At 60.2% G+C, this 17113-nt stretch carries 28 protein-coding genes, 1 tRNA gene and 1 pseudogene; 15 read left to right on the forward strand and 15 right to left on the reverse strand.

Going from position 1 to position 17113, the window contains the following annotated elements; all coding sequences use genetic code 11:
- The 6 genes from AC07XM_RS21110 to AC07XM_RS21135 all read right to left on the reverse strand — a co-directional run.
- Nucleotides 1-312: helix-turn-helix domain-containing protein (locus AC07XM_RS21110; RefSeq protein ID WP_146026080.1), on the reverse strand; the 312-nt coding region annotated here is incomplete at its 3' end.
- Between the two features lie 3 nt (nucleotides 313-315).
- The gene (locus AC07XM_RS21115) at nucleotides 316-840 is read right to left on the reverse strand and encodes a hypothetical protein (RefSeq protein ID WP_009685273.1); all 525 of its coding nucleotides are present in this window, start codon (nucleotides 838-840) and stop codon (nucleotides 316-318) included.
- On the reverse strand, nucleotides 837-1586 hold the full coding sequence (locus AC07XM_RS21120) for a phage antirepressor (protein WP_172455951.1): 750 nt from the start codon (nucleotides 1584-1586) through the stop codon (nucleotides 837-839). The genes AC07XM_RS21115 and AC07XM_RS21120 overlap by 4 nt, the downstream gene beginning before the upstream one ends.
- Nucleotides 1583-1879: a hypothetical protein gene (locus AC07XM_RS21125; protein WP_102689801.1), complete on the reverse strand. Its 297-nt coding sequence runs from the start codon at nucleotides 1877-1879 to the stop codon at nucleotides 1583-1585. The genes AC07XM_RS21120 and AC07XM_RS21125 overlap by 4 nt, the downstream gene beginning before the upstream one ends.
- Nucleotides 1873-2283 (reverse strand): hypothetical protein, encoded by a 411-nt coding sequence (locus tag AC07XM_RS21130; protein WP_146024542.1) that lies wholly within the window; start codon nucleotides 2281-2283, stop codon nucleotides 1873-1875. The genes AC07XM_RS21125 and AC07XM_RS21130 overlap by 7 nt, the downstream gene beginning before the upstream one ends.
- A gap of 134 nt (nucleotides 2284-2417) precedes the next feature.
- Entirely contained in the window at nucleotides 2418-2684 is a 267-nt protein-coding gene (locus tag AC07XM_RS21135) for a Cro/CI family transcriptional regulator (RefSeq protein ID WP_102689803.1), read from the reverse strand.
- Nucleotides 2685-2791: 107 nt separating this feature from the next.
- Between AC07XM_RS21135 and AC07XM_RS21140 the strand changes: the two genes are divergently transcribed.
- From AC07XM_RS21140 to AC07XM_RS21195, 12 genes and pseudogenes are all read left to right on the forward strand, one after another.
- Nucleotides 2792-3448: a LexA family protein gene (locus AC07XM_RS21140; RefSeq protein ID WP_102689804.1), complete on the forward strand. Its 657-nt coding sequence runs from the start codon at nucleotides 2792-2794 to the stop codon at nucleotides 3446-3448.
- Between the two features lie 118 nt (nucleotides 3449-3566).
- Nucleotides 3567-3818 carry a DUF1654 domain-containing protein gene (locus AC07XM_RS21145; RefSeq protein WP_102689805.1) on the forward strand — a complete coding sequence of 84 codons (252 nt, stop codon included), beginning with the start codon at nucleotides 3567-3569 and terminating at the stop codon, nucleotides 3816-3818.
- A gap of 133 nt (nucleotides 3819-3951) precedes the next feature.
- Nucleotides 3952-4341 (forward strand): response regulator transcription factor, encoded by a 390-nt coding sequence (locus AC07XM_RS21150; RefSeq protein ID WP_102689806.1) that lies wholly within the window; start codon nucleotides 3952-3954, stop codon nucleotides 4339-4341.
- Between the two features lie 106 nt (nucleotides 4342-4447).
- Nucleotides 4448-4885: a tellurite resistance TerB family protein gene (locus AC07XM_RS21155; RefSeq protein WP_102689807.1), complete on the forward strand. Its 438-nt coding sequence runs from the start codon at nucleotides 4448-4450 to the stop codon at nucleotides 4883-4885.
- Nucleotides 4882-5085: a hypothetical protein gene (locus AC07XM_RS21160; protein WP_102689808.1), complete on the forward strand. Its 204-nt coding sequence runs from the start codon at nucleotides 4882-4884 to the stop codon at nucleotides 5083-5085. The genes AC07XM_RS21155 and AC07XM_RS21160 overlap by 4 nt, the downstream gene beginning before the upstream one ends.
- 46 nt (nucleotides 5086-5131) lie before the next feature.
- Nucleotides 5132-5311: pseudogene (gene csrA / locus AC07XM_RS21165) on the forward strand (carbon storage regulator CsrA); the annotation flags it as partial.
- 187 nt (nucleotides 5312-5498) lie between these two features.
- On the forward strand, nucleotides 5499-5834 hold the full coding sequence (locus AC07XM_RS21170) for a hypothetical protein (protein WP_102689810.1): 336 nt from the start codon (nucleotides 5499-5501) through the stop codon (nucleotides 5832-5834).
- A complete protein-coding gene (locus AC07XM_RS21175; protein ID WP_172455950.1) occupies nucleotides 5831-5974 on the forward strand; it encodes a hypothetical protein in 144 nt (47 codons plus the stop codon). Before AC07XM_RS21170 ends, AC07XM_RS21175 begins: the two co-directional genes overlap by 4 nt.
- Entirely contained in the window at nucleotides 5971-6333 is a 363-nt protein-coding gene (locus tag AC07XM_RS21180; protein ID WP_102689811.1) for a hypothetical protein, read from the forward strand. Before AC07XM_RS21175 ends, AC07XM_RS21180 begins: the two co-directional genes overlap by 4 nt.
- On the forward strand, nucleotides 6326-6883 hold the full coding sequence (locus tag AC07XM_RS21185) for an HNH endonuclease signature motif containing protein (protein ID WP_102689812.1): 558 nt from the start codon (nucleotides 6326-6328) through the stop codon (nucleotides 6881-6883). The genes AC07XM_RS21180 and AC07XM_RS21185 overlap by 8 nt, the downstream gene beginning before the upstream one ends.
- Nucleotides 6873-7115 (forward strand): hypothetical protein, encoded by a 243-nt coding sequence (locus AC07XM_RS21190; RefSeq protein ID WP_012315790.1) that lies wholly within the window; start codon nucleotides 6873-6875, stop codon nucleotides 7113-7115. Before AC07XM_RS21185 ends, AC07XM_RS21190 begins: the two co-directional genes overlap by 11 nt.
- A 54-nt stretch (nucleotides 7116-7169) precedes the next feature.
- The gene (locus AC07XM_RS21195; protein WP_102689813.1) at nucleotides 7170-7418 is read left to right on the forward strand and encodes a helix-turn-helix transcriptional regulator; all 249 of its coding nucleotides are present in this window, start codon (nucleotides 7170-7172) and stop codon (nucleotides 7416-7418) included.
- Here the strand turns inward: AC07XM_RS21195 and AC07XM_RS21200 are convergent.
- From AC07XM_RS21200 to dapA, 7 genes are all read right to left on the reverse strand, one after another.
- Complete coding sequence (locus tag AC07XM_RS21200; protein WP_146024543.1) at nucleotides 7415-8032, reverse strand: HEPN domain-containing protein; 618 nt, start codon at nucleotides 8030-8032, stop codon at nucleotides 7415-7417. The two genes, AC07XM_RS21195 and AC07XM_RS21200, sit on opposite strands and share 4 nt — an antisense overlap.
- Nucleotides 8033-8052: 20 nt before the next feature.
- Nucleotides 8053-9030 carry a site-specific integrase gene (locus tag AC07XM_RS21205; protein ID WP_102689815.1) on the reverse strand — a complete coding sequence of 326 codons (978 nt, stop codon included), beginning with the start codon at nucleotides 9028-9030 and terminating at the stop codon, nucleotides 8053-8055.
- A gap of 110 nt (nucleotides 9031-9140) precedes the next feature.
- Nucleotides 9141-9230: transfer RNA gene (locus AC07XM_RS21210), tRNA-Ser, on the reverse strand.
- 91 nt (nucleotides 9231-9321) lie between these two features.
- On the reverse strand, nucleotides 9322-10032 hold the full coding sequence (gene purC, locus AC07XM_RS21215; RefSeq protein WP_011535129.1) for a phosphoribosylaminoimidazolesuccinocarboxamide synthase: 711 nt from the start codon (nucleotides 10030-10032) through the stop codon (nucleotides 9322-9324).
- Between the two features lie 30 nt (nucleotides 10033-10062).
- Nucleotides 10063-10821, reverse strand: coding sequence for an MBL fold metallo-hydrolase (locus AC07XM_RS21220; protein WP_016488635.1), 759 nt, complete (start codon nucleotides 10819-10821; stop codon nucleotides 10063-10065).
- Nucleotides 10822-11943 (reverse strand): NlpB/DapX family lipoprotein, encoded by a 1122-nt coding sequence (gene bamC, locus AC07XM_RS21225; RefSeq protein ID WP_016488636.1) that lies wholly within the window; start codon nucleotides 11941-11943, stop codon nucleotides 10822-10824.
- A gap of 15 nt (nucleotides 11944-11958) precedes the next feature.
- Nucleotides 11959-12846: a 4-hydroxy-tetrahydrodipicolinate synthase gene (gene dapA, locus AC07XM_RS21230; protein WP_016488637.1), complete on the reverse strand. Its 888-nt coding sequence runs from the start codon at nucleotides 12844-12846 to the stop codon at nucleotides 11959-11961.
- Between the two features lie 259 nt (nucleotides 12847-13105).
- Between dapA and AC07XM_RS21235 the strand changes: the two genes are divergently transcribed.
- Together AC07XM_RS21235 and AC07XM_RS21240 are read left to right on the forward strand one after the other, a co-directional pair.
- Nucleotides 13106-13669 carry a glycine cleavage system transcriptional repressor gene (locus tag AC07XM_RS21235; protein ID WP_016488638.1) on the forward strand — a complete coding sequence of 188 codons (564 nt, stop codon included), beginning with the start codon at nucleotides 13106-13108 and terminating at the stop codon, nucleotides 13667-13669.
- Nucleotides 13670-13680: 11 nt separating this feature from the next.
- Nucleotides 13681-14154 (forward strand): peroxiredoxin, encoded by a 474-nt coding sequence (locus AC07XM_RS21240; protein ID WP_102689816.1) that lies wholly within the window; start codon nucleotides 13681-13683, stop codon nucleotides 14152-14154.
- A gap of 34 nt (nucleotides 14155-14188) precedes the next feature.
- On the opposite strand, the gene AC07XM_RS21245 is transcribed toward AC07XM_RS21240, so the two are convergent.
- Nucleotides 14189-15259 carry an AI-2E family transporter gene (locus AC07XM_RS21245; protein WP_016488640.1) on the reverse strand — a complete coding sequence of 357 codons (1071 nt, stop codon included), beginning with the start codon at nucleotides 15257-15259 and terminating at the stop codon, nucleotides 14189-14191.
- Between the two features lie 20 nt (nucleotides 15260-15279).
- On the reverse strand, nucleotides 15280-15519 hold the full coding sequence (locus AC07XM_RS21250) for a sulfurtransferase TusA family protein (protein WP_016488641.1): 240 nt from the start codon (nucleotides 15517-15519) through the stop codon (nucleotides 15280-15282).
- Between the two features lie 122 nt (nucleotides 15520-15641).
- On the opposite strand from AC07XM_RS21250, the gene AC07XM_RS21255 reads away from it, so the two are divergent.
- Complete coding sequence (locus AC07XM_RS21255; RefSeq protein WP_016488642.1) at nucleotides 15642-17078, forward strand: M48 family metalloprotease; 1437 nt, start codon at nucleotides 15642-15644, stop codon at nucleotides 17076-17078.
- Nucleotides 17079-17113 lie beyond the last annotated feature (35 nt).

A 17113-nucleotide genomic window follows, 5' to 3' on the forward strand; every position in this document is an offset into this window, starting at 1 on the left:
CAGGTGGGTTTCTGCCGCCCTACCCCCTAGGGCATCTGCCGCCCCACCCCAAAGGTTCAAGTGGAAGACGTTGGACTGGTTCAACTCACCGTTGCGTCGGAACTCCCGGCGCACCAGGCCAGCTTTCTCCAGCTCGCGGATGTGTGTTTTCACGGTCGAGCGCGCGATCTCGCATTGATCGGCGATGTGCTGATACGACGGCCAGCACTCGCCTTGATCGCTGGCGTTGTCCGCCAGTTTGATCAGCACCAGCTTGCGCAGCGGGTTGCCGACCTTGGTCTTCATGGCCTTGACCATCAATTCCATGCTCATGGGTCAAATCTCCAACTCAGCGGTAATCCGCTGGACAAACTGGTCGTAGGGTTCAGCTATGGCGATGCCCTGCTCTTCCAAAGCGGCTCGATGTGCTTTGGCTGTGCTGTAAACCACCCACCGTTCGCGTTCAGTCAAATGTCGAGCCCCGGCGTAGCTGGGCCATGGACACATCACCACAGACTTGGCAGGGTCTGGCTCAGTCGCTGAGGCCAGCCCGTCCTGATCGATTGCGAGCCGTTCAAGGAACGCCTGATTCACCTGTTCCCGGAGCTCAAGGGCCGGGAATCCGGTTAGTCGCCGAACCAGAACCCGCAAAGCCCACTGAGCCATGAGCACTTCAAACTTGGCTTCGCGTAGGGAGTCTTCCTCTGCCTCATCCGAGAAGAAGATTTCCTCAGCCAAGTCGCAGTGGGTCCAGGCCCGGTACGCGAGCTGATCGTTGGTCAATGGTTCGAAGTACGCCTCATTGATCACCACCGGATCAGTTGGCTTCCGCCCAAACATCTGGATCACGTTGTCGGTCATTGCGACAACCTCGGGTTGATCTTGAATCGCCCCTGCGGGATCTCCGGGTGGGTTGCACGCTCGGAAGTGACGTACGCGCATTGCTCTACGAACTGGTCAAATCGGCGCGTGATCGCCGGCTTGGGCCAGATCGCGAACGGCTGGCCCCCTTCTTCGGAGTGACGACTGCGCACCATGGCAAACGGCAGCGGGGCCCCTGACACCTCACGCATCACCGCGTTGACCACCCAGGCTGGAAGGCCATGGCGATTGTTGATGCGTTCGCGAATCGTGGTGATGGTCTCGAAGCCGCTGGGCACGGAGTCGAGATAACGGACCTGCTCCAGCCGGCTGGTGCGGTCCTCCACCTGAGCCAGAGCCTGCTGCTGCTCCGCCTGCTTCCGCTCAATCGCCACCAGGTGGTTTGCACTGGCAGCGATCAGCTCGGCCTGGGTCATGGGCCGGGGCGCAGACCCTTCCATCTCTTTGAGTTTTTCAGTGACGCGACGCCGGACAGATTTTGACTCGCGCATTCCAACCAGAAGGCATTGGTCGCGAGTCAGGTCGTAACAGTCCATCAGCGCCCCGCTTTGGGGGTGTGCAATTTTTCTGCATACCCCCAGTTCACCTTCAAGCTCGTCCTCGATCTTGGCTATTAGCTGATCGTTGCGGATCTTCGGCTCGCCAGCCTGCTCACGAGCATCGTTGATCAGATCGCGCAGCTGCGTGCTGGGCATGGTGCTGTCAGTTGAGATGGACAGATTCATTCAGCACCTCCCACATACTTTGCGTCATGGAAGGCGGCTGCGTTGCGGTGTGGATACAGGAAATTTCGAGTGTCGAAGACGACACGCTCAAACAGACGCTCAAGCTCGCCAGTTACAGGATTATCGAAGCCCCCGAGTGAAGGCACGACATGCGCCCAGTACAGAGCTTTGATCAACTTGAATGACTCGCGGGCTTCGTTGAAGCGTGCGATTTCGGCGGCGGTGAGGGTTACGTCCTGGACGATCTCGCCGGCAACTGAGATCGGCATCAGTTGGGTGCGCACGGTTAGCATGCATCACCTCCCGCTCCACGGACTGGAGAGGTAGATTTCTGGGGCGCGCGCCCTTCGAGGTCGATAATCGACAACCCGGTACCACCGTAGTTGTTGAGGTGACCTTCAAAGCCGAGCAATTTGTGATTGGTAGCCTGGCAATCACCGACCCAACGGTCGTAATCCACATGGCGTCCGACCTCCTGATCAACCACCCAGTCAGGCAACTGGCTGAGAAGACGCATTTCCGAAAGGTAGGTCCACCAACGGCTAGCATGGTTTCGCTCAGCGATCAGCAGCCCGACTACGACTTCGCGCTGGGCTTGGGTGAAGTCCGTAGCTAGGCCGCCGCCAGGCTGGCAGGCGCCAGTTGACGTTGGCAAATGTTGATTTGGAATTTCGGAGGTGGTATTTTTTGGGTGCATCGAATCGTCTCCAAGTGACGAAGATTCAAGAAGGTCCCTTGCAGGGGACTGGTTAAGAAACCCGGCCGGCCAGCCGGGTTTTTTGTTGCCCGATGAAAACTATCCGGACAACCAGAAAAGGAAGAACAGGTAAATCATTGGGCAACCCTCGATTCACTGTATAGGCATACAGAGCCGTTGGGCTTAGGTGATTTCAAATCCTCGGAGGCGCATGATTCATCTGCGGTCACGGTCATAGCCCCGTCTACCGTTAAGGCGCCACCGCTGACTGTTTGAATCTGGTACTGCCGAAGGTGCGGGATCACGTTCTTCCAGAGCGTCACAGCTCCAGGTGAGATGCCAAGCGCGTCGGCTAGCTTCTTCTTGCTTCCAAAATGCGCGACGGCTTGATCTGTGTTCACTAAGCGTTCCTCCGGTTATAGGGAGGATTAAAGCAAGCTAAATAAATCGGAGCAACCGTTTTTTTAGCAAGCTGCATGCTTAACTCAAGAGTGCTTAATATTTCGTCATGGAAAGATACGAACGCATAGCCAAGGCCATCGCGGCCAGTGGCAAACGAAAAAGCGAAATCGCTGCAGCCTGCGGTGTGTCGTCTTCTGCGGTATCGCAGTGGGTGAGCGGGGAGAGCAAAAGCATGAAACCCGAGAACATCTACGCCTTGGCGAAGGCGACAGGTTTTCACGCTAAGTGGCTGGCGATTGGGGAGGGGCCTGAGCAAGAAGGTCATCCAGAGGCGAACGTGCGCCCTGTTGCGCAACCCAACTTGATGTACCGGTACCCAGTAATCAGCTGGGTAGCAGCTGGGGCCTGGGCCGAGGCCGTTGAGCCCTTCCCTCCGGGCTTTTCGGATCGTTATGAAATATCCGATTACCAGGCTAAAGGTCCAGCCTTTTGGCTAGAGGTCAAAGGCGACTCAATGACCTCTCCGATCGGGCAAACCATCGCTGAAGGCACCCTCATTCTGGTAGACACCGAAGCAGATGCATTCCATGGCAAGCTGGTGATCGCCAAGCTTGGGAACAGCAACGAGGCCACTTTCAAAAAGCTGGTCGAAGATGGTGGCCGGAAATATTTGAAACCGCTCAATCCGGCCTATCCCACAGAGGTATGCACGGAAGACTGCCGTATCGTTGGCGTAGTCGTTCGAGCCCTACAGAAGCTCTAGACGCTTCAGGCTACATAACCCTTCATCCGTCGCCCCCAGGAATTTTTCTGGGGGGATATTGCCATCCGTCACCCTTCCAAATACTGTACATAAATACAGTAGCCGCAAGGAATATGGCATGCGTTCCTCCCCTTCTTTCACCACCACTACGCCTCACACATACGAGCGCATCGGCCACAGGATCCGCGACCTTGTGTCAGATCCTAAGGTTCAACGTTTGCAGTGCGTAACTGTCCGTCGCCTTGAGGATGAAGACCCCAGGGACTGGCGCCGGGTCATCAATGAGATCGCTTCGACTGCAGGAGTCAAAGTTGAGGAAGTAGGAGATGGCGCCTTCCATATCGCCTGGAGTGGATACTGCGATAGCTGAGAAAAGGCCCGCAAATGCGGGCCTTTTTTTGACTCACAGATGAAGCAAGCTAAACAAAAATATTTAGCATGCTTGACTGGGTTGATTTAGCACGCTTAAATGCAATCCATACCAACCATCTCAGAGCGCCCCCATGAACGGAATCATCTACTTCGGCAACCTGCAGGGGTCAACGGGACTTCTAGCGGAACAAGAGCTGAAAACAGCCTTGGCGATCTGCTCGGGAATGTCTGGAAAGGAAGTTGCTCGCGCCTTGGGATGCGCACCTGGAACCGTGAAAAAATCAGTTGAGCGGGTCTTCTACAAACTTGGCGTCTCAAATCGCGCCAGCATGGTAGCTGAAGCATTTCGGCGCGGCGTGATCAGCTCTGCCGCCGCCGCACTGGTACTGATCATGGCTATCCAAGGAATTATCGGTGACGACCATGCAATGCGCGTCCGCCGTGGCGGCAATAGCGGCGAGAGAAAGATTGAAACCCGAGTTGCAACCCGGCGCGCTGAGTGCGCCTTGGCGGTGGCGTGACGCTGCCAGCCTGACCTGATCCAGCCCCGATTTTGCGAAAGCCAACAAACGCGGCAGGCCACCGGCTTGCCTGAAGAAAGCTCCACCAACCCAAGAGGAAAGACCCATGTTCGGTATTGGAAAGAAACTGTTCGGCGCCAAGCGTGCAGTCAAGAAGCTGGAAAACCGTGACCTGATGCAAGCCATCGTCGGTGGCTGCCTGCTGGTGGCGGCGGCTGACGGCGAGATCAGCAAGAACGAGGCGGCCCAGATCGACATTCAAATCCGGGCAAACAAGAACCTGGAGCACTTCGGCCAAGAGATCACCACCACCGTGAATCTCTTCACCGAGCAACTGCAGGCCGGCTTCCGCCTGGGGCGCATGAACATCATGCGCGAGATCGCAGACATCAAGAATAACCCTCTCGATGCCGAGGAGGTGTTCGTGAACATGATCACCGTTGCCGAGGGCGACGGAAACATCAGCCCCGAAGAACTGAAGGTCCTGGCCGAGGTTGGTGTGCAGCTGGGCTTGCGCCCCAAAGACTTCGGTATCGAGGCTTGAAGCGCAAGCACATCGGCCTGGGCGCAGTTGCAGGGATCGCCCTGTGCGTGCTCGCAGTCGCCGCCGCTGTGAACTGGGGATCGTGCCAATGGTACGGCTACCAGACCGAGCGGCACACCAAGTTCGCGCCCTACGTCGGCTGCATGGTGAAAACCACCGGCGGCTGGGTGCCACGCAACGAGCTGCGCACCACGCAGTGAATGGAGGGGCGGCAATCGTCGCCCTCCCCCACAAGGAGTTCTGATTATGTTGATCCTCACCCGCCGCGTAGGCGAAACCATCCGCATTAACAACGATATCGCTGTCACCATTCTCGGCGTAAAGGGTATGCAAACCCGGGTCGGGGTCGAGGCCCCAGCCGGCGTGTCTGTGCATCGCCAGGAAATCTTCGAGCGCATTCGTGCCCAGGGCGACGATCTTCCATCCACCGCGCCAAGCTCCGAGGCCGCGGCAGCGTCAGTCGATCCTCGCGACCTGTTCATTGCCGTTAATCCGATCGGCGCCAGCGAATCCGAGCTGAAAAAAGGTCCGGTGAGCGGCTTCGTCGACGACCGCACCCATGGTGACTATTTGGTTTTCTTAGCCGGATTCCAGGCCGCTACCGGAGGTAAGAATGTCGGCTCCTGAACGTATCACCTTGGTGCTGCGCGCCAGCGAAGCAGGCCCACTCAAGAGCATCCTGCCTTTCACCAAGCTGGGTGATCTGGTCTCAGCAGGCCGAGGGCTGGCAGTAATCGCCGGCGTCAGCGAGGGAGACTTGCAGGCCAAGCTGGAAGAGCGTGAGACCCAGTTACAGGAAGCCGACAAACTGCTGCGTGAGGCGATCGCCTACATCAACGACGACCTGGTCAACATCGAGTATCGCGACATGCTCCTAGCTCGGATCGACAGGCTGCTTGATCGTGACCAGGCGCAGCATGCGGAAAAGCCTCGGGAGCAGGAGCCATGAGCCAGGCCGGCCTGCTCTTACTGCTGTGGGACGCACTGCAGCAGCGAGAAACAACTTTTGGGCAGGTCCTCGACCTGTCCACTGCCTGCGGCCTGGACGGGCGACGAGTTCTGGCCGACCACTTCCGGGGGCGATCATGAGCAAGCGAGATATCAGCCAGGCAGCGAAGGAAATCCTCGAATCGATGGGGCTCAAGCGGGGTCGTGGGCGGGCCAACTCGGCCGTATCGAGGTCGGCTGCAAAGGTCTCGACGGCTCATGTTGTAGAACCCACCCGCAAGCTCTCCAGCGCGGCGCTGACTCCGGCCGGCCCCATCAACCGTTTCATGTACTTGGAAGCAAGGACCTGGGCGATTGACTTGGTCGCCTCACTGCGTGGCTCACCGGTCGACGTGGTGGTTGAGCGATTGTCCGGCGCTACCGAAGGCCGGCCAGGGAGCTATGTGGCCGGAATCCAATCGGTGATCGGAGAGCTACAGACCGGAGTGGCCCATGACTAGGCGCGGGCCAGTCAAGCGTTGGACCGGGGCAGAGGATGATCTCCTTCGCCTGCTCTATCCCACCAAGACCAACAAGGAGCTTTGCCTGCTACTGCCTGGGCGGACAAAGACAGCCATCACCTTGCGGGCAGCCCTGTTTGGGCTGGTTAAGACCGATGCCCACAGATCGGAAACGCATCGACGAATCATGCTTGCCAGGCTGGAGGCCAAAGGGGGTCAGATTGGCCAGGATCCAAGACCGGTTGGAGCCACCCACCGCAAGGGCCGGTACACGCTTATCAAGGTAGCGCAGCCCGACGTGTGGAAACCGCTTCATATCCACACCTGGGAGCAAGCCAACGGCCCTGTTCCAGAGGGGATGGTCGTGGCAGCCAAAGACGGCGACGTGCAGAACACGAGCTTGGCCAACCTATGCCTGCGCACGCGTGCTGAGCACCAGTTGCGCAACAACCATCACTACAAAGGCCTGCCGGAGGAGATCGTTGACATTCTCCACCTGCAAAACGAACTGAAAAAAGAGATCAAGAGGAAGACCAGGAATGAAAAATAAGCTCAGCGACCTTCGCGACCACCTATTCGCCCAGCTCGAAGCGGTGCGAGAGGCCGATGACGACAACTTGGCCAAAGAGGTTCAGCGCGCCCAGTCGGTATCGGATATCAGCCGCGTACTGATTGAAAGCGCAAAGGTTGAGATTGACTACTTCCGCCACATTGGCGGCGAACACTCGGCCAGCTCGTTCATTGAGTCGAAGCCTGCTCTGCCGCCAGCAAAACGAACCTGACGTGACAGGTCACCGTGACAACCAGAACCTGACGCGTCAGGTCAGGAGGAAGGAATGAGCGAAGAAACCGAGGTGCTGACGGTTGAAGGCCTGGCTAAGCTGCTGGGCCGCACCGAAGCATCGATTAGGGAGGGGATTCGCCGTGGCGTGCCATGGCTGCCCAAGAGCTTCAAGATGGGCAACCGCCACTGTTGGCTGAAGGAGGACGTGCGCAAGTTCCTGCGCGAGTTTCGGGATGGGGAGCATAAGAGCTCGAAACCTGGACGGAAGCGCAAAGAACCTCCGTCGCTACGGGTAGCCTAGCGGATATGATCCATCGCTTTGATCAGATCTTGAAGCCAGTCGACGTCATCAACTGTCTGCTCAACACTGATGTCATTGAACACCACGTGGCGAGGCCTCGATTTCCTCATGATGTCACCCTCATGAACAATCTGGTTTCGCCTGTGGACTATATGATTGAGCCGCGACTTTATCGCTGCCGGTGGCTCTCCAAGCTTTTCCGAAATTTTCTTCCATCCGCCGGTAATGCCCGCCATAGACATCGCAACACCGAGCTGCTCAAATGACTGAAAAGTCTCTGAAAGAAGCTTCTTCTGCATAGCATTCTTGACCTGCACCCATGGGCGGATCTTTGCCCTGTTCTCAACTACCGAGTCAGCCAACATCGCCAGGCTCGAGAACGGGACCGCAAGCTTTGCCAACGCTGGCGGAAGATCATCCCCCTTTCTCACATCAGCCAGCTTGTCGTAAATAAGCCAGTGCATGTATGAGTCGACCGCACTTACAGCCATCACAAGAACAGAACGACATATGTCATCTTTCACATGCCCCTGATCAGGCTCAAAAGTAGATAGCATGAGTAAGTTGCAGCGCGTGAAGCACGCGCCAGATGCATCAATTGGCTTGAAAGACAACTTAACTTTCCCTGTTTCTGTTAACCGAGTTTCTCAGCGAGATCTTGCGGGCTGAGGTGCGTGTAGCGCTTGAGCATCGCCAGGGTCTTGTGCCCAGTAATACTCGCGACTTCCATCATGGTGAAGCCGCGTTCGAAGAAACGACTGGTCGCCTCATGGCGAAGGTCGTGAAGGCGTAGACCTTCAATCCCTGCAGCCACACAGGCCCGCGGGAAGTAGTTGCTGATTGTGTTAAGCGCCAGGTTGAAGTACCGGCCGCCACCTATCGGCGTGGGCAGCCCCTCCAGCAGGGCGACCGCCCGGGAGGACAGCGGTACCGCGCGCCTCTCACCGTTCTTTGTGTCTTCCAAGTAGGCCACTTTGCCGCGCACCTGGTCGCGGCGCAGCAACAGCAGCTCAGAGCGTCGCATCGCGGTCTCCACCGCCAGCTCAATGAACACCGGAAGCTGGGCATTCATCTGGCCGGCCGCTTTGTACAGCGCGGTGAGCTCCGCCGGCGTCGGGCGTCGATCCCTTTCCTTGCTGCCCTTTGGCATCCGGATCGCCCGGCACGGGTTTGTCAGCCCTTCTATACCCCATTCCTTGGTGGCCACCGTGTACAGGTGGCTGATCACCGCCAGATTGAGGCGGACTGTCGCGGTGGACTTGCCTTCCTTGAGCTCAGCATCGCGGTACGCGGCCATGTCGCTCGAACGGATCGCAGCCAGGCCTTTACTGGCCAGCTTGTGCTCCTTCCACTTCTTGATGCGGACCTGTTCCTGCTTGGCGCCCTTCTTGGTCGAGGTCACCTCGGACAGGTACCGGTCCAAGGCTTCGGCGAGCGTGGTGCTCTCGGCCTCGCGCATGTCGACGAAACGCGCACGCGACATATCACCTTCGATCTCGGCGGCCCATCGCTGGGCTTCTGCCTTGGTGTCAAAGGTGGCGGAAAGGGTTGGATATCCTTTGCGGCGGATCTGGGCGCGCCAGGCGTCCCCGCGCTTCTCGTAGTAGGCCATGGGGGAAATGATAGCGAACGCTTGGGGGAAATACACGCTCCCCCATTCCCCCAAAATTCCCCCAAATGAAAAAGGCCCCGAGGGCTATACAGCGCTCGGGGCCTTTAATATGGCGGAGAGATAGGGATTTGAACCCTAGGTACTGTTGCCAGTACAACGGATTTCGAATCCGTCCCGTTCGACCACTCCGGCATCTCTCCAATGCCGCGCATCATACCAGCGTTCTTTTAAAACGCAAACCTTTTTTTAAAAAAAATCGCGTGGTATCAGGCGCTTGCGTGAACGGGCCGCTTACAGCGGCACGCCCAGGCGTTTGGCAACTTCTTCATAGGCTTCGATTACGTCGCCCAGGCCCTGACGGAAGCGGTCCTTGTCCATCTTCTTGCGGGTTTCTTTGTCCCACAGGCGGCAGCCGTCCGGGCTGAACTCGTCGCCCAGCACGATCTGGCCGTGGAATACGCCGAACTCCAGCTTGAAGTCGACCAGCAGCAGGCCGGCGTCATCGAACAGCTTGCTCAGCACTTCGTTAACCTTCAGCGACAGCTTTTTCATTTCGACCAGCTGCTCGGCGGTGCCCCAGCCGAACGCGACAACGTGGGATTCGTTGATGAAGGGGTCGCCCTTCTCGTCGTTTTTCAGGAACAGTTCGAAGGTGGACGGCTCGAGCTTGATGCCCTCCTCCACGCCCAGGCGCTTGACCAGGCTACCGGCGGCGTAGTTGCGCACTACGCATTCGACCGGGATCATGTCCAGCTTCTTCACCAGGCACTCGTTGTCACCCAGCAGCTTGTCAAACTGGGTTGGCACGCCGGCTTCTTCCAGTTTCTGCATGATGAAGGCGTTGAACTTGTTGTTCACCATGCCTTTGCGGTCGAGTTGTTCGATGCGCTTGCCGTCGAACGCCGAAGTGTCGTTACGGAACAGCAGGATCAAGCGGTCGGCGTCGTCGGTCTTGTAAACCGATTTGGCCTTGCCGCGGTAGAGTTCGTCGCGTTTTTCCATGATTGGGCTCCGCTTGCTTGAGGTGTTGGGCTAGGCGATTTCGCGCCAGTCGAGCCCGTGTTCCTGATTCGCCACCTGGAGCCAGTCCGGGTCGCACCCTAAGGTGTCGACAAAGCACTGGCGGGCCAAGTGTGGCAGGTTGTTCTTGCTGCTGAGGTGGGCCAGCACCAGGTGTTGCAGGTTGCTCCAGCCCAACTCGTGCACCAGGCGCGCGGCCTGGTGATTGTTCAAATGCCCTTGCATGCCACCTACCCGCTGCTTCAGGAAGACCGGGTAGTGACCGCGTGCCAGCAGGTCGCGGCAATGGTTGGCCTCGATCAGCAGTGCATCCAGGCCTTGGTAACGTTCCAGCAACAGCGCGTCGTACGAGCCCAGGTCGGTCAGCATGCCGAAGCGCCGCTGGCCGTCGCTGATCACGTACTGCAACGGCTCGTAGGCGTCGTGCTCTACCCGCGCCGCGGTCACTTCCAGGCTGCCGATACGCAGGCTTTGGCCACAAGCGAGAAAACCGGCCACCTCCACCGGCTTGCGCATGCCGCGCAAGGTCCCTTGGCTGAGGTAGACCGGTACATTGTAGCGCCGTGACAGCAAGCCGACCCCATGCACGTGGTCGGCATGTTCATGGGTGACCAATACTGCGCTGAGCTGGGCCGCCGAGACGCCGAGCAGCGCCAGGCGCCGCTCGGTTTCACGCAGGGAAAAGCCGCAATCGACCAGGATGAACGTGTCACCACTGGCGATCAGCGTGCCGTTCCCTTGGCTACCGCTTCCGAGTACCGCGAAGCGCACTTAACCCAGGTGGTCCTGAATGGCGCTCAGCACGCGGCGGGCGACATCGGCCGGAGCCACGGTGTTGATGTTTTTCTCGACCGTGACCTGCACGCTCTCACCCACCTTGCTCAGGCGAACCTGGTAGCGCTCGGCGCGGGCTTCACGCTCTTCCTTGGTCGGCTCGCTGCCGAACATGCGGCTGAAGAAGCCAGGCTGGTTCTGCTTGTCGTCAGGCTTTTCCGACAGGTTGATGTAGTACAGGCCCAGGCTGCGGTTGATGTCTTCGACACGCCACTCGCCACCCTGCTCCAGGGCACGGCCCACGCCAGACCAGGCGCGGTCCAGGTCGGAGCCCAGGTACAGCACCGGGTTGCCGCTGCCGTCTTCGCTGAGGCTGACGCGGCTTGGCGCGTCGAAATCGCGCGCGGCCAGCAGCGACACCGAACCGCCCTTCTCGGCGCTGCGGTTCATGCTGGCAAGCATTTCGTCGACCAGCAGGGCATCGGCGCCGGTGTTGGCAGACGTGGACGGGAATGCAGGCTCGGCAGTGCTGCCGGCCGGGCGCTCGACGCTCACCACGTACACCTCGGAGGTGTTGCGCTGCACGCCGGGCTCCATGCGCACACGTACACGCACTTCGCTGTCACCGCTGCTGGCAGTGCTGGCCAGGCGCTGGCCAAGCGATGCCGACAGCTCGTCGAAACGCTGCCAGGTGGTGTTGAATTCACCGGTCTGCGGGCGCTCTTCGGCAATACGGAAGCCGTTGTCCTCGAAGAACTGGCGGGCCACTGGCCACACCTCGGCAGGCGAATGCTGGGCCAGCACCCAACGGCTGCTGCCGCTGCGTTGCAGGCTGTAATCGGTAACCTGGGCGGCGCCACCGGTCAGCGGTTGCGGGCGCGGCACCTCGAACTCGCCAGCGACGTTGTCATCGGCGACGTTACGTGGAATGGGCAGCAACGGGTCAAGGCGCTTGACGTTGCTGACGTCCTGCGGCAGCTGCATCGGCGCTGTCGGGTGCGCCTGCAGGTAATCGCTGCCGCGGTCGCGGAAATAGCCATCCTCGCCCCACAGCCAGCCACACCCACTGGTGCTGGAGATAATCAGGGCAAGGGCGGAAAGACCAGCCAGTCGCTTCATGCGGTGCACTTCCTCTTAAACCAGTACGCCGGACTGGCGCAAGGCAGTACGGACTTTTTCGTGGCAGCCTTCGCTCAGCCAGGTCAGTGGCAGGCGAATGCCTTTTTGCATCAGGCCCATTTCGACGAGCGCCCACTTCACCGGGATCGGGTTGGCTTCGCAGAACAGGTCTTTGTGCAGCGGCATGAGTTTTTCGTTGATTGCGCGGGCCTTCTCGGCATTGCCCTCAAGGGCGGCCTCGCACAGGTCGGCCATTTCGCGCGGGGCGACGTTGGCCGTAACAGAGATGTTGCCCTTGCCACCCATCAGGATCAGCTCGACGGCAGTTGGGTCGTCGCCGGACAGGACGATGAAGTCCTTGCTGACGCCATCGAGGATGGCCTTGGCGCGCACCAGGTCGCCGGTGGCTTCCTTGATGCCGATGATGTTCGGCACGGTCGACAGGCGGATCACGGTCTCGGCCTGCATGTCGCAGGAGGTGCGGCCGGGTACGTTGTAGAGGATTTGCGGGATGTCGACGGCTTCGGCGATGTGCTTGAAGTGCTGGTACAGGCCTTCCTGGGTCGGCTTGTTGTAGTACGGCACAACCAGCAGGCAGGCATCGGCGCCGGCGTTCTTGGCGTTTTGCGTCAGGTGCACCGCTTCGGTGGTGGAGTTGGCACCGGTGCCGGCGATGACCGGAATCGGCTTGGCGCTGCGCTTGACGCGCTCGACCACGTGCTTGATGACCAGAATGTGTTCTTCGACATCCAGCGTGGCCGACTCACCGGTGGTGCCGACAGCGACGATCGCATGGGTGCCGTTTTCCAGGTGGAAGTCTACAAGTTTGTCGAGGCTGCCCCAGTCAACACGCCCTTGTGCATCCATGGGTGTGACCAATGCCACCATACTGCCCGCAATCATGTAACTGCTCCTGCCGGAAAAAGAGAGCGGTAATGGTACTGGGGGCATCGACCTTGCACAAGCGAAGCAGGCGGGCGGAGCATTCCCCTCGGCGCCTTATTTCGCTACCCTTGACCCTTTGATCGGTGCAGCGCGGCCCGCCGGGCCGTCGACCTTGCTCCCCGCCAGCGTCCAAGACCTCGCATGCGAGCCCCGGGCCCTGCCGACAGGAGGCTTCAGACCGTCCTGCACCGACCGCTCATCGCTTTAGGAATGCTGCATGTCCACCCCCACCACTGTTCGCGAACAATTCCTTGTCATCAGTGCCTTGGGCCCGAATCCCATGGAACTGGCCAACGTCCTCAGCCGCGCTGCCTTCGAAAACCGCTGCGCGGTGGTCACCTCGCGCCTGAGCCGCCACGGTGAGACCAGCGCCCTGGTGCTGCAGGTGGGCGGCAGCTGGGACGCCCTGGCGCGCCTCGAGTCCACCCTGCCGGGCCTGGGCAAGAAGCACGGCCTGACCCTGGACGTGGTGCGCAGCGCCGACCAGGAGGTGCGCCCGCAGGCCCTGCCCTACGTGGCTTATGTGAGCGCCGCTTACCGCCCGGACATCATCAACGAGCTGTGCCAGTTCTTCCTCGATCACCGTGTCGAGCTGGAAGCCATGACCTGCGACACCTACCTGGCACCGCAGACCGGCAGCAGCATGCTCAACGCCCAGTTCACCGTGATCCTGCCGGCCGGCACCCAGATCAGCTGGCTGCGTGACCAGTTCCTGGACTTTGCCGACGCCCTGAACCTCGATGCGCTGATCGAGCCATGGCGCCCACAGAACCCAATGTAAGGAAACCGACCATGGCCGTAGCACTCGACCAACCCGTTGCCGACTTCCAGGCCCAGGCCACCAGCGGGCAAACCGTCAGCCTGGTCGAGCTCAAGGGCCGGCAAGTGGTGCTGTACTTCTACCCGAAGGACAGCACGCCGGGCTGCACCACCCAAGGCCAGGGGTTCCGCGACCAGCATGATGCCTTTGCCGCAGCCAACACCGTGGTGTTCGGGGTATCGCGCGATGGCCTCAAGTCGCACGAGAACTTCAAGGCCAAGCAAGGCTTCCCGTTCGAGCTGATCAGCGACAAAGACGAGGCCCTGTGCCAGCTGTTCGACGTGATCAAGCTGAAAAAGCTGTATGGCAAGGAATACATGGGCGTTGATCGCAGCACCTTCCTGATCGACAAGGACGGTGTGCTGCGCCGGGAATGGCGTGGGGTGAAGGTGCCCGGGCATGTGGATGCCGTGCTGGCGGCTGCCCAGGCCTTGAACAAGGCTTGAAATTGATGGGGGCTGCTTTGCAGCCCCAGTTGCATCAAAGCATCGGTGACACGCTAGGCTCCTGCCGCGGCCAGGCATCCAGCACGGCCTTGATCAGCGTCGCCAGCGGGATGGCGAAGAAGATCCCCCAGAACCCCCACAGCCCGCCAAACAGCAACACCGCGCAAATGATCGCCACCGGGTGCAGGCTAACGGCCTCCGAGAACAGCAGCGGCACCAGCACGTTGCCGTCCAGCGCCTGGATGATCGCATACACCGTCATCAGGTATATGAACTGGTCGCCCCAGCCCCACTGGAACAGCGCAATCAGCGTCACCGGTACCGTCACCACCACTGCACCCACATAGGGCACCACCACCGACAGGCCCACCAGTAGCGCCAACAGCGCGGCGTAGTTGAGCCCCAGGCTGATAAACGCGATGTAGGTGGCAATGCCGCAGATCAGGATTTCGATGCCCTTGCCGCGAATGTAGTTGGCAATCTGCCGGTTCATCTCACTGCCTACCCGGTTCAGCAAGGCGCGCTGCCTGGGCAGGTAGCCACTGACCCAACGGCCGATCAGTTCGCGGTCCTTGAGGAAGAAGAACACCAGGATCGGCACCAGCACCAGGTAAATCATGGCGTTGACCAGCAACGGCAGGCTGGACAGCGAGAAGGTCAGCGCCCACTGGCCAAACTTGCCGATTTCCCCGCGCACCGATTCGATCGCGTGCAATACCTGCTCGTCCGACACCAGGTGCGGGTAACGCTCGGGCAGCAGCAACAGCAACGACTGCCACTTGCCGAGCATGCCCGGCAGCTCGTTGAACAGGGTAATCAGCTGGTGCCACAACAGCGGCACCAACACCAGCATGAACACCGCCAGCGCGCCCATGAACAAGGCGAAGACCAGCATCACCGCCAGCCGGGTCGGTACCCGCAGCCGCTCCAGGGCGTTGACCAGCCCCTGCATCAGGAACGCCAGCACCATGCCCGCCAGCACCGGCGCGAGCATGCCGCCCAGGGTGAGCACGGCGGTAAAAGCCAGGAACAGCAGGACCGCCAGCACCACCGCTTCTTCATCGGAGAAGTAGCGCTGCATCCAGTCGCGAAGCACTTTGAACATTGACGATCCTTGGAAAAGACTCAGGCCTTGCGCAGCCAGTAGGTATAGGTGCCGGCGTCAGCCGTTTCCTGCAGCAGGGTATGACCGGCCAGCTTGGCGAAAGTGCGGAAGTCGCGCTGGGAACCGGCGTCAGTGGCGATCACTTTGAGCACCGCGCCGCTGGCCAGGCGATTGAGTTCCATCTTGGCCTTGAGCAGCGGCAAAGGGCAATTCAGCCCGCTGGCGTCCAGTTCGGCGTCGCAGGTCAGGGTGTCACTCATCGCGGGGCTCTCCAAAGGCATTGCCAGGTTGCTGCTTGACAGGGTCGGCTAGGATAGCGCCACTGGTCGCCAACGTGTGAGCCCGCTACAGTAGGTATCTTTGATCGACGCGAGCTTCGTGCATGAATCTACTGCGCCCTACCCTGCTGACGCTGGCCTGCCTGATGGCCCTTCCCGGCCATGCTGACGACCTGCCATCACTGGGTGACGCCAGTTCCGCGATCGTCTCGCCGCAACAGGAGCACCAGCTGGGCCGTGCCTGGCTGAGCCTGCTGCGCGGCCAGGTCAACCAGTTGAACGACCCGCAGCTCAAGGACTATGTCGAAACTACCGTGTACCGCCTGGCCGAAACCAGCCAGTTGCAGGACCGGCGCCTGGAATTCATCCTGATCGACAGCCGTGAGCTCAACGCCTTCGCTGCCCCCGGCGGCATCGTCGGGGTCAACGGCGGCCTGTTTCTCAATGCCCGCACCGAAGGCGAGTACGCCTCGGTGCTGGCGCACGAACTGGCGCACTTGTCGCAACGCCACTTCGCCCGCGGCGTCGAAGCCCAGCAACGCATGCAACTGCCGATGATGGCGGCTTTGCTCGCGGGTATCGTGTTGGCTGCCGGTGGCGCCGGCGATGCGGGTATCGGCATGATTGCCGGCACCCAGGCCGCGGCGATCCAGGAACAACGGCGCTTCTCGCGGCAGAACGAACAGGAAGCCGACCGCATCGGCATCCAGAACCTGGAAAAGGCCGGTTACGACCCTCGCAACATGCCCACCATGTTCGAACGCCTGGCGCAGCAATACCGCTACGGCGCCAAGCCACCGGAATTTCTGCTGACTCACCCGGTGACCGAATCACGTATCGCCGATACCCGCAACCGCGCCGAACAGGCGCCCAAAGGTGGCGTGGAAGACAGCATGCGCTACCAGCTGATCCGCGCACGGGTGGCACTGACCTATGAAGGCACCCCGGGGCTTGCCGCCAAGCGCTTCCGCGCCCAGCTGGACGAAGACCCCAAGATGGACGCCGCGCGTTACGGCCTGGCCCTGGCGCAAATCAAGGGTGGCCAGCTGAACGAAGCACGTGAACTGCTCAAGCCGCTACTGGCCAAGGCGCCCAACGACATCACCTACAACCTGGCGCAGATCGACCTGGACATCACCAACAACCGCCTGGCCGACGCGCAGCAGCGGGCCGAACGGATGCAGGGGCTGTATCCGGGCAACTACCCGCTCAAACAAGTGCGTGCCGACCTGCTGGTGAAGCAGAACAAGCCTGCCGAAGCGGAGAAGGTGTTGAACGAGTTGATCAAGAGCCGTCCGGATGACCCGGACGTGTGGTACGACATGGCCGAAGTGCGGGGTTTGTCGGGCAATACCATCGGCTTGCACCGGGCGCGTGCCGAATACTTCACCCTGGTGGGGGACTTTGACCAGGCGATCCAGCAGCTGGACTACGCCAAGCGCCGGGCGGGCGGCAACTTCCCGCTGGCGTCGCAAATTGACCAGCGCCAGCGCGAGATCCTGGAACAACAGCGTATGGTTCGGGAGATGATGGGGCGCTGAGGGGATTGAATATTGTGGGAGCGGGGGGGGGGGGG

The organism is Pseudomonas sp. GW460-LB5 (assembly GCF_059423245.1).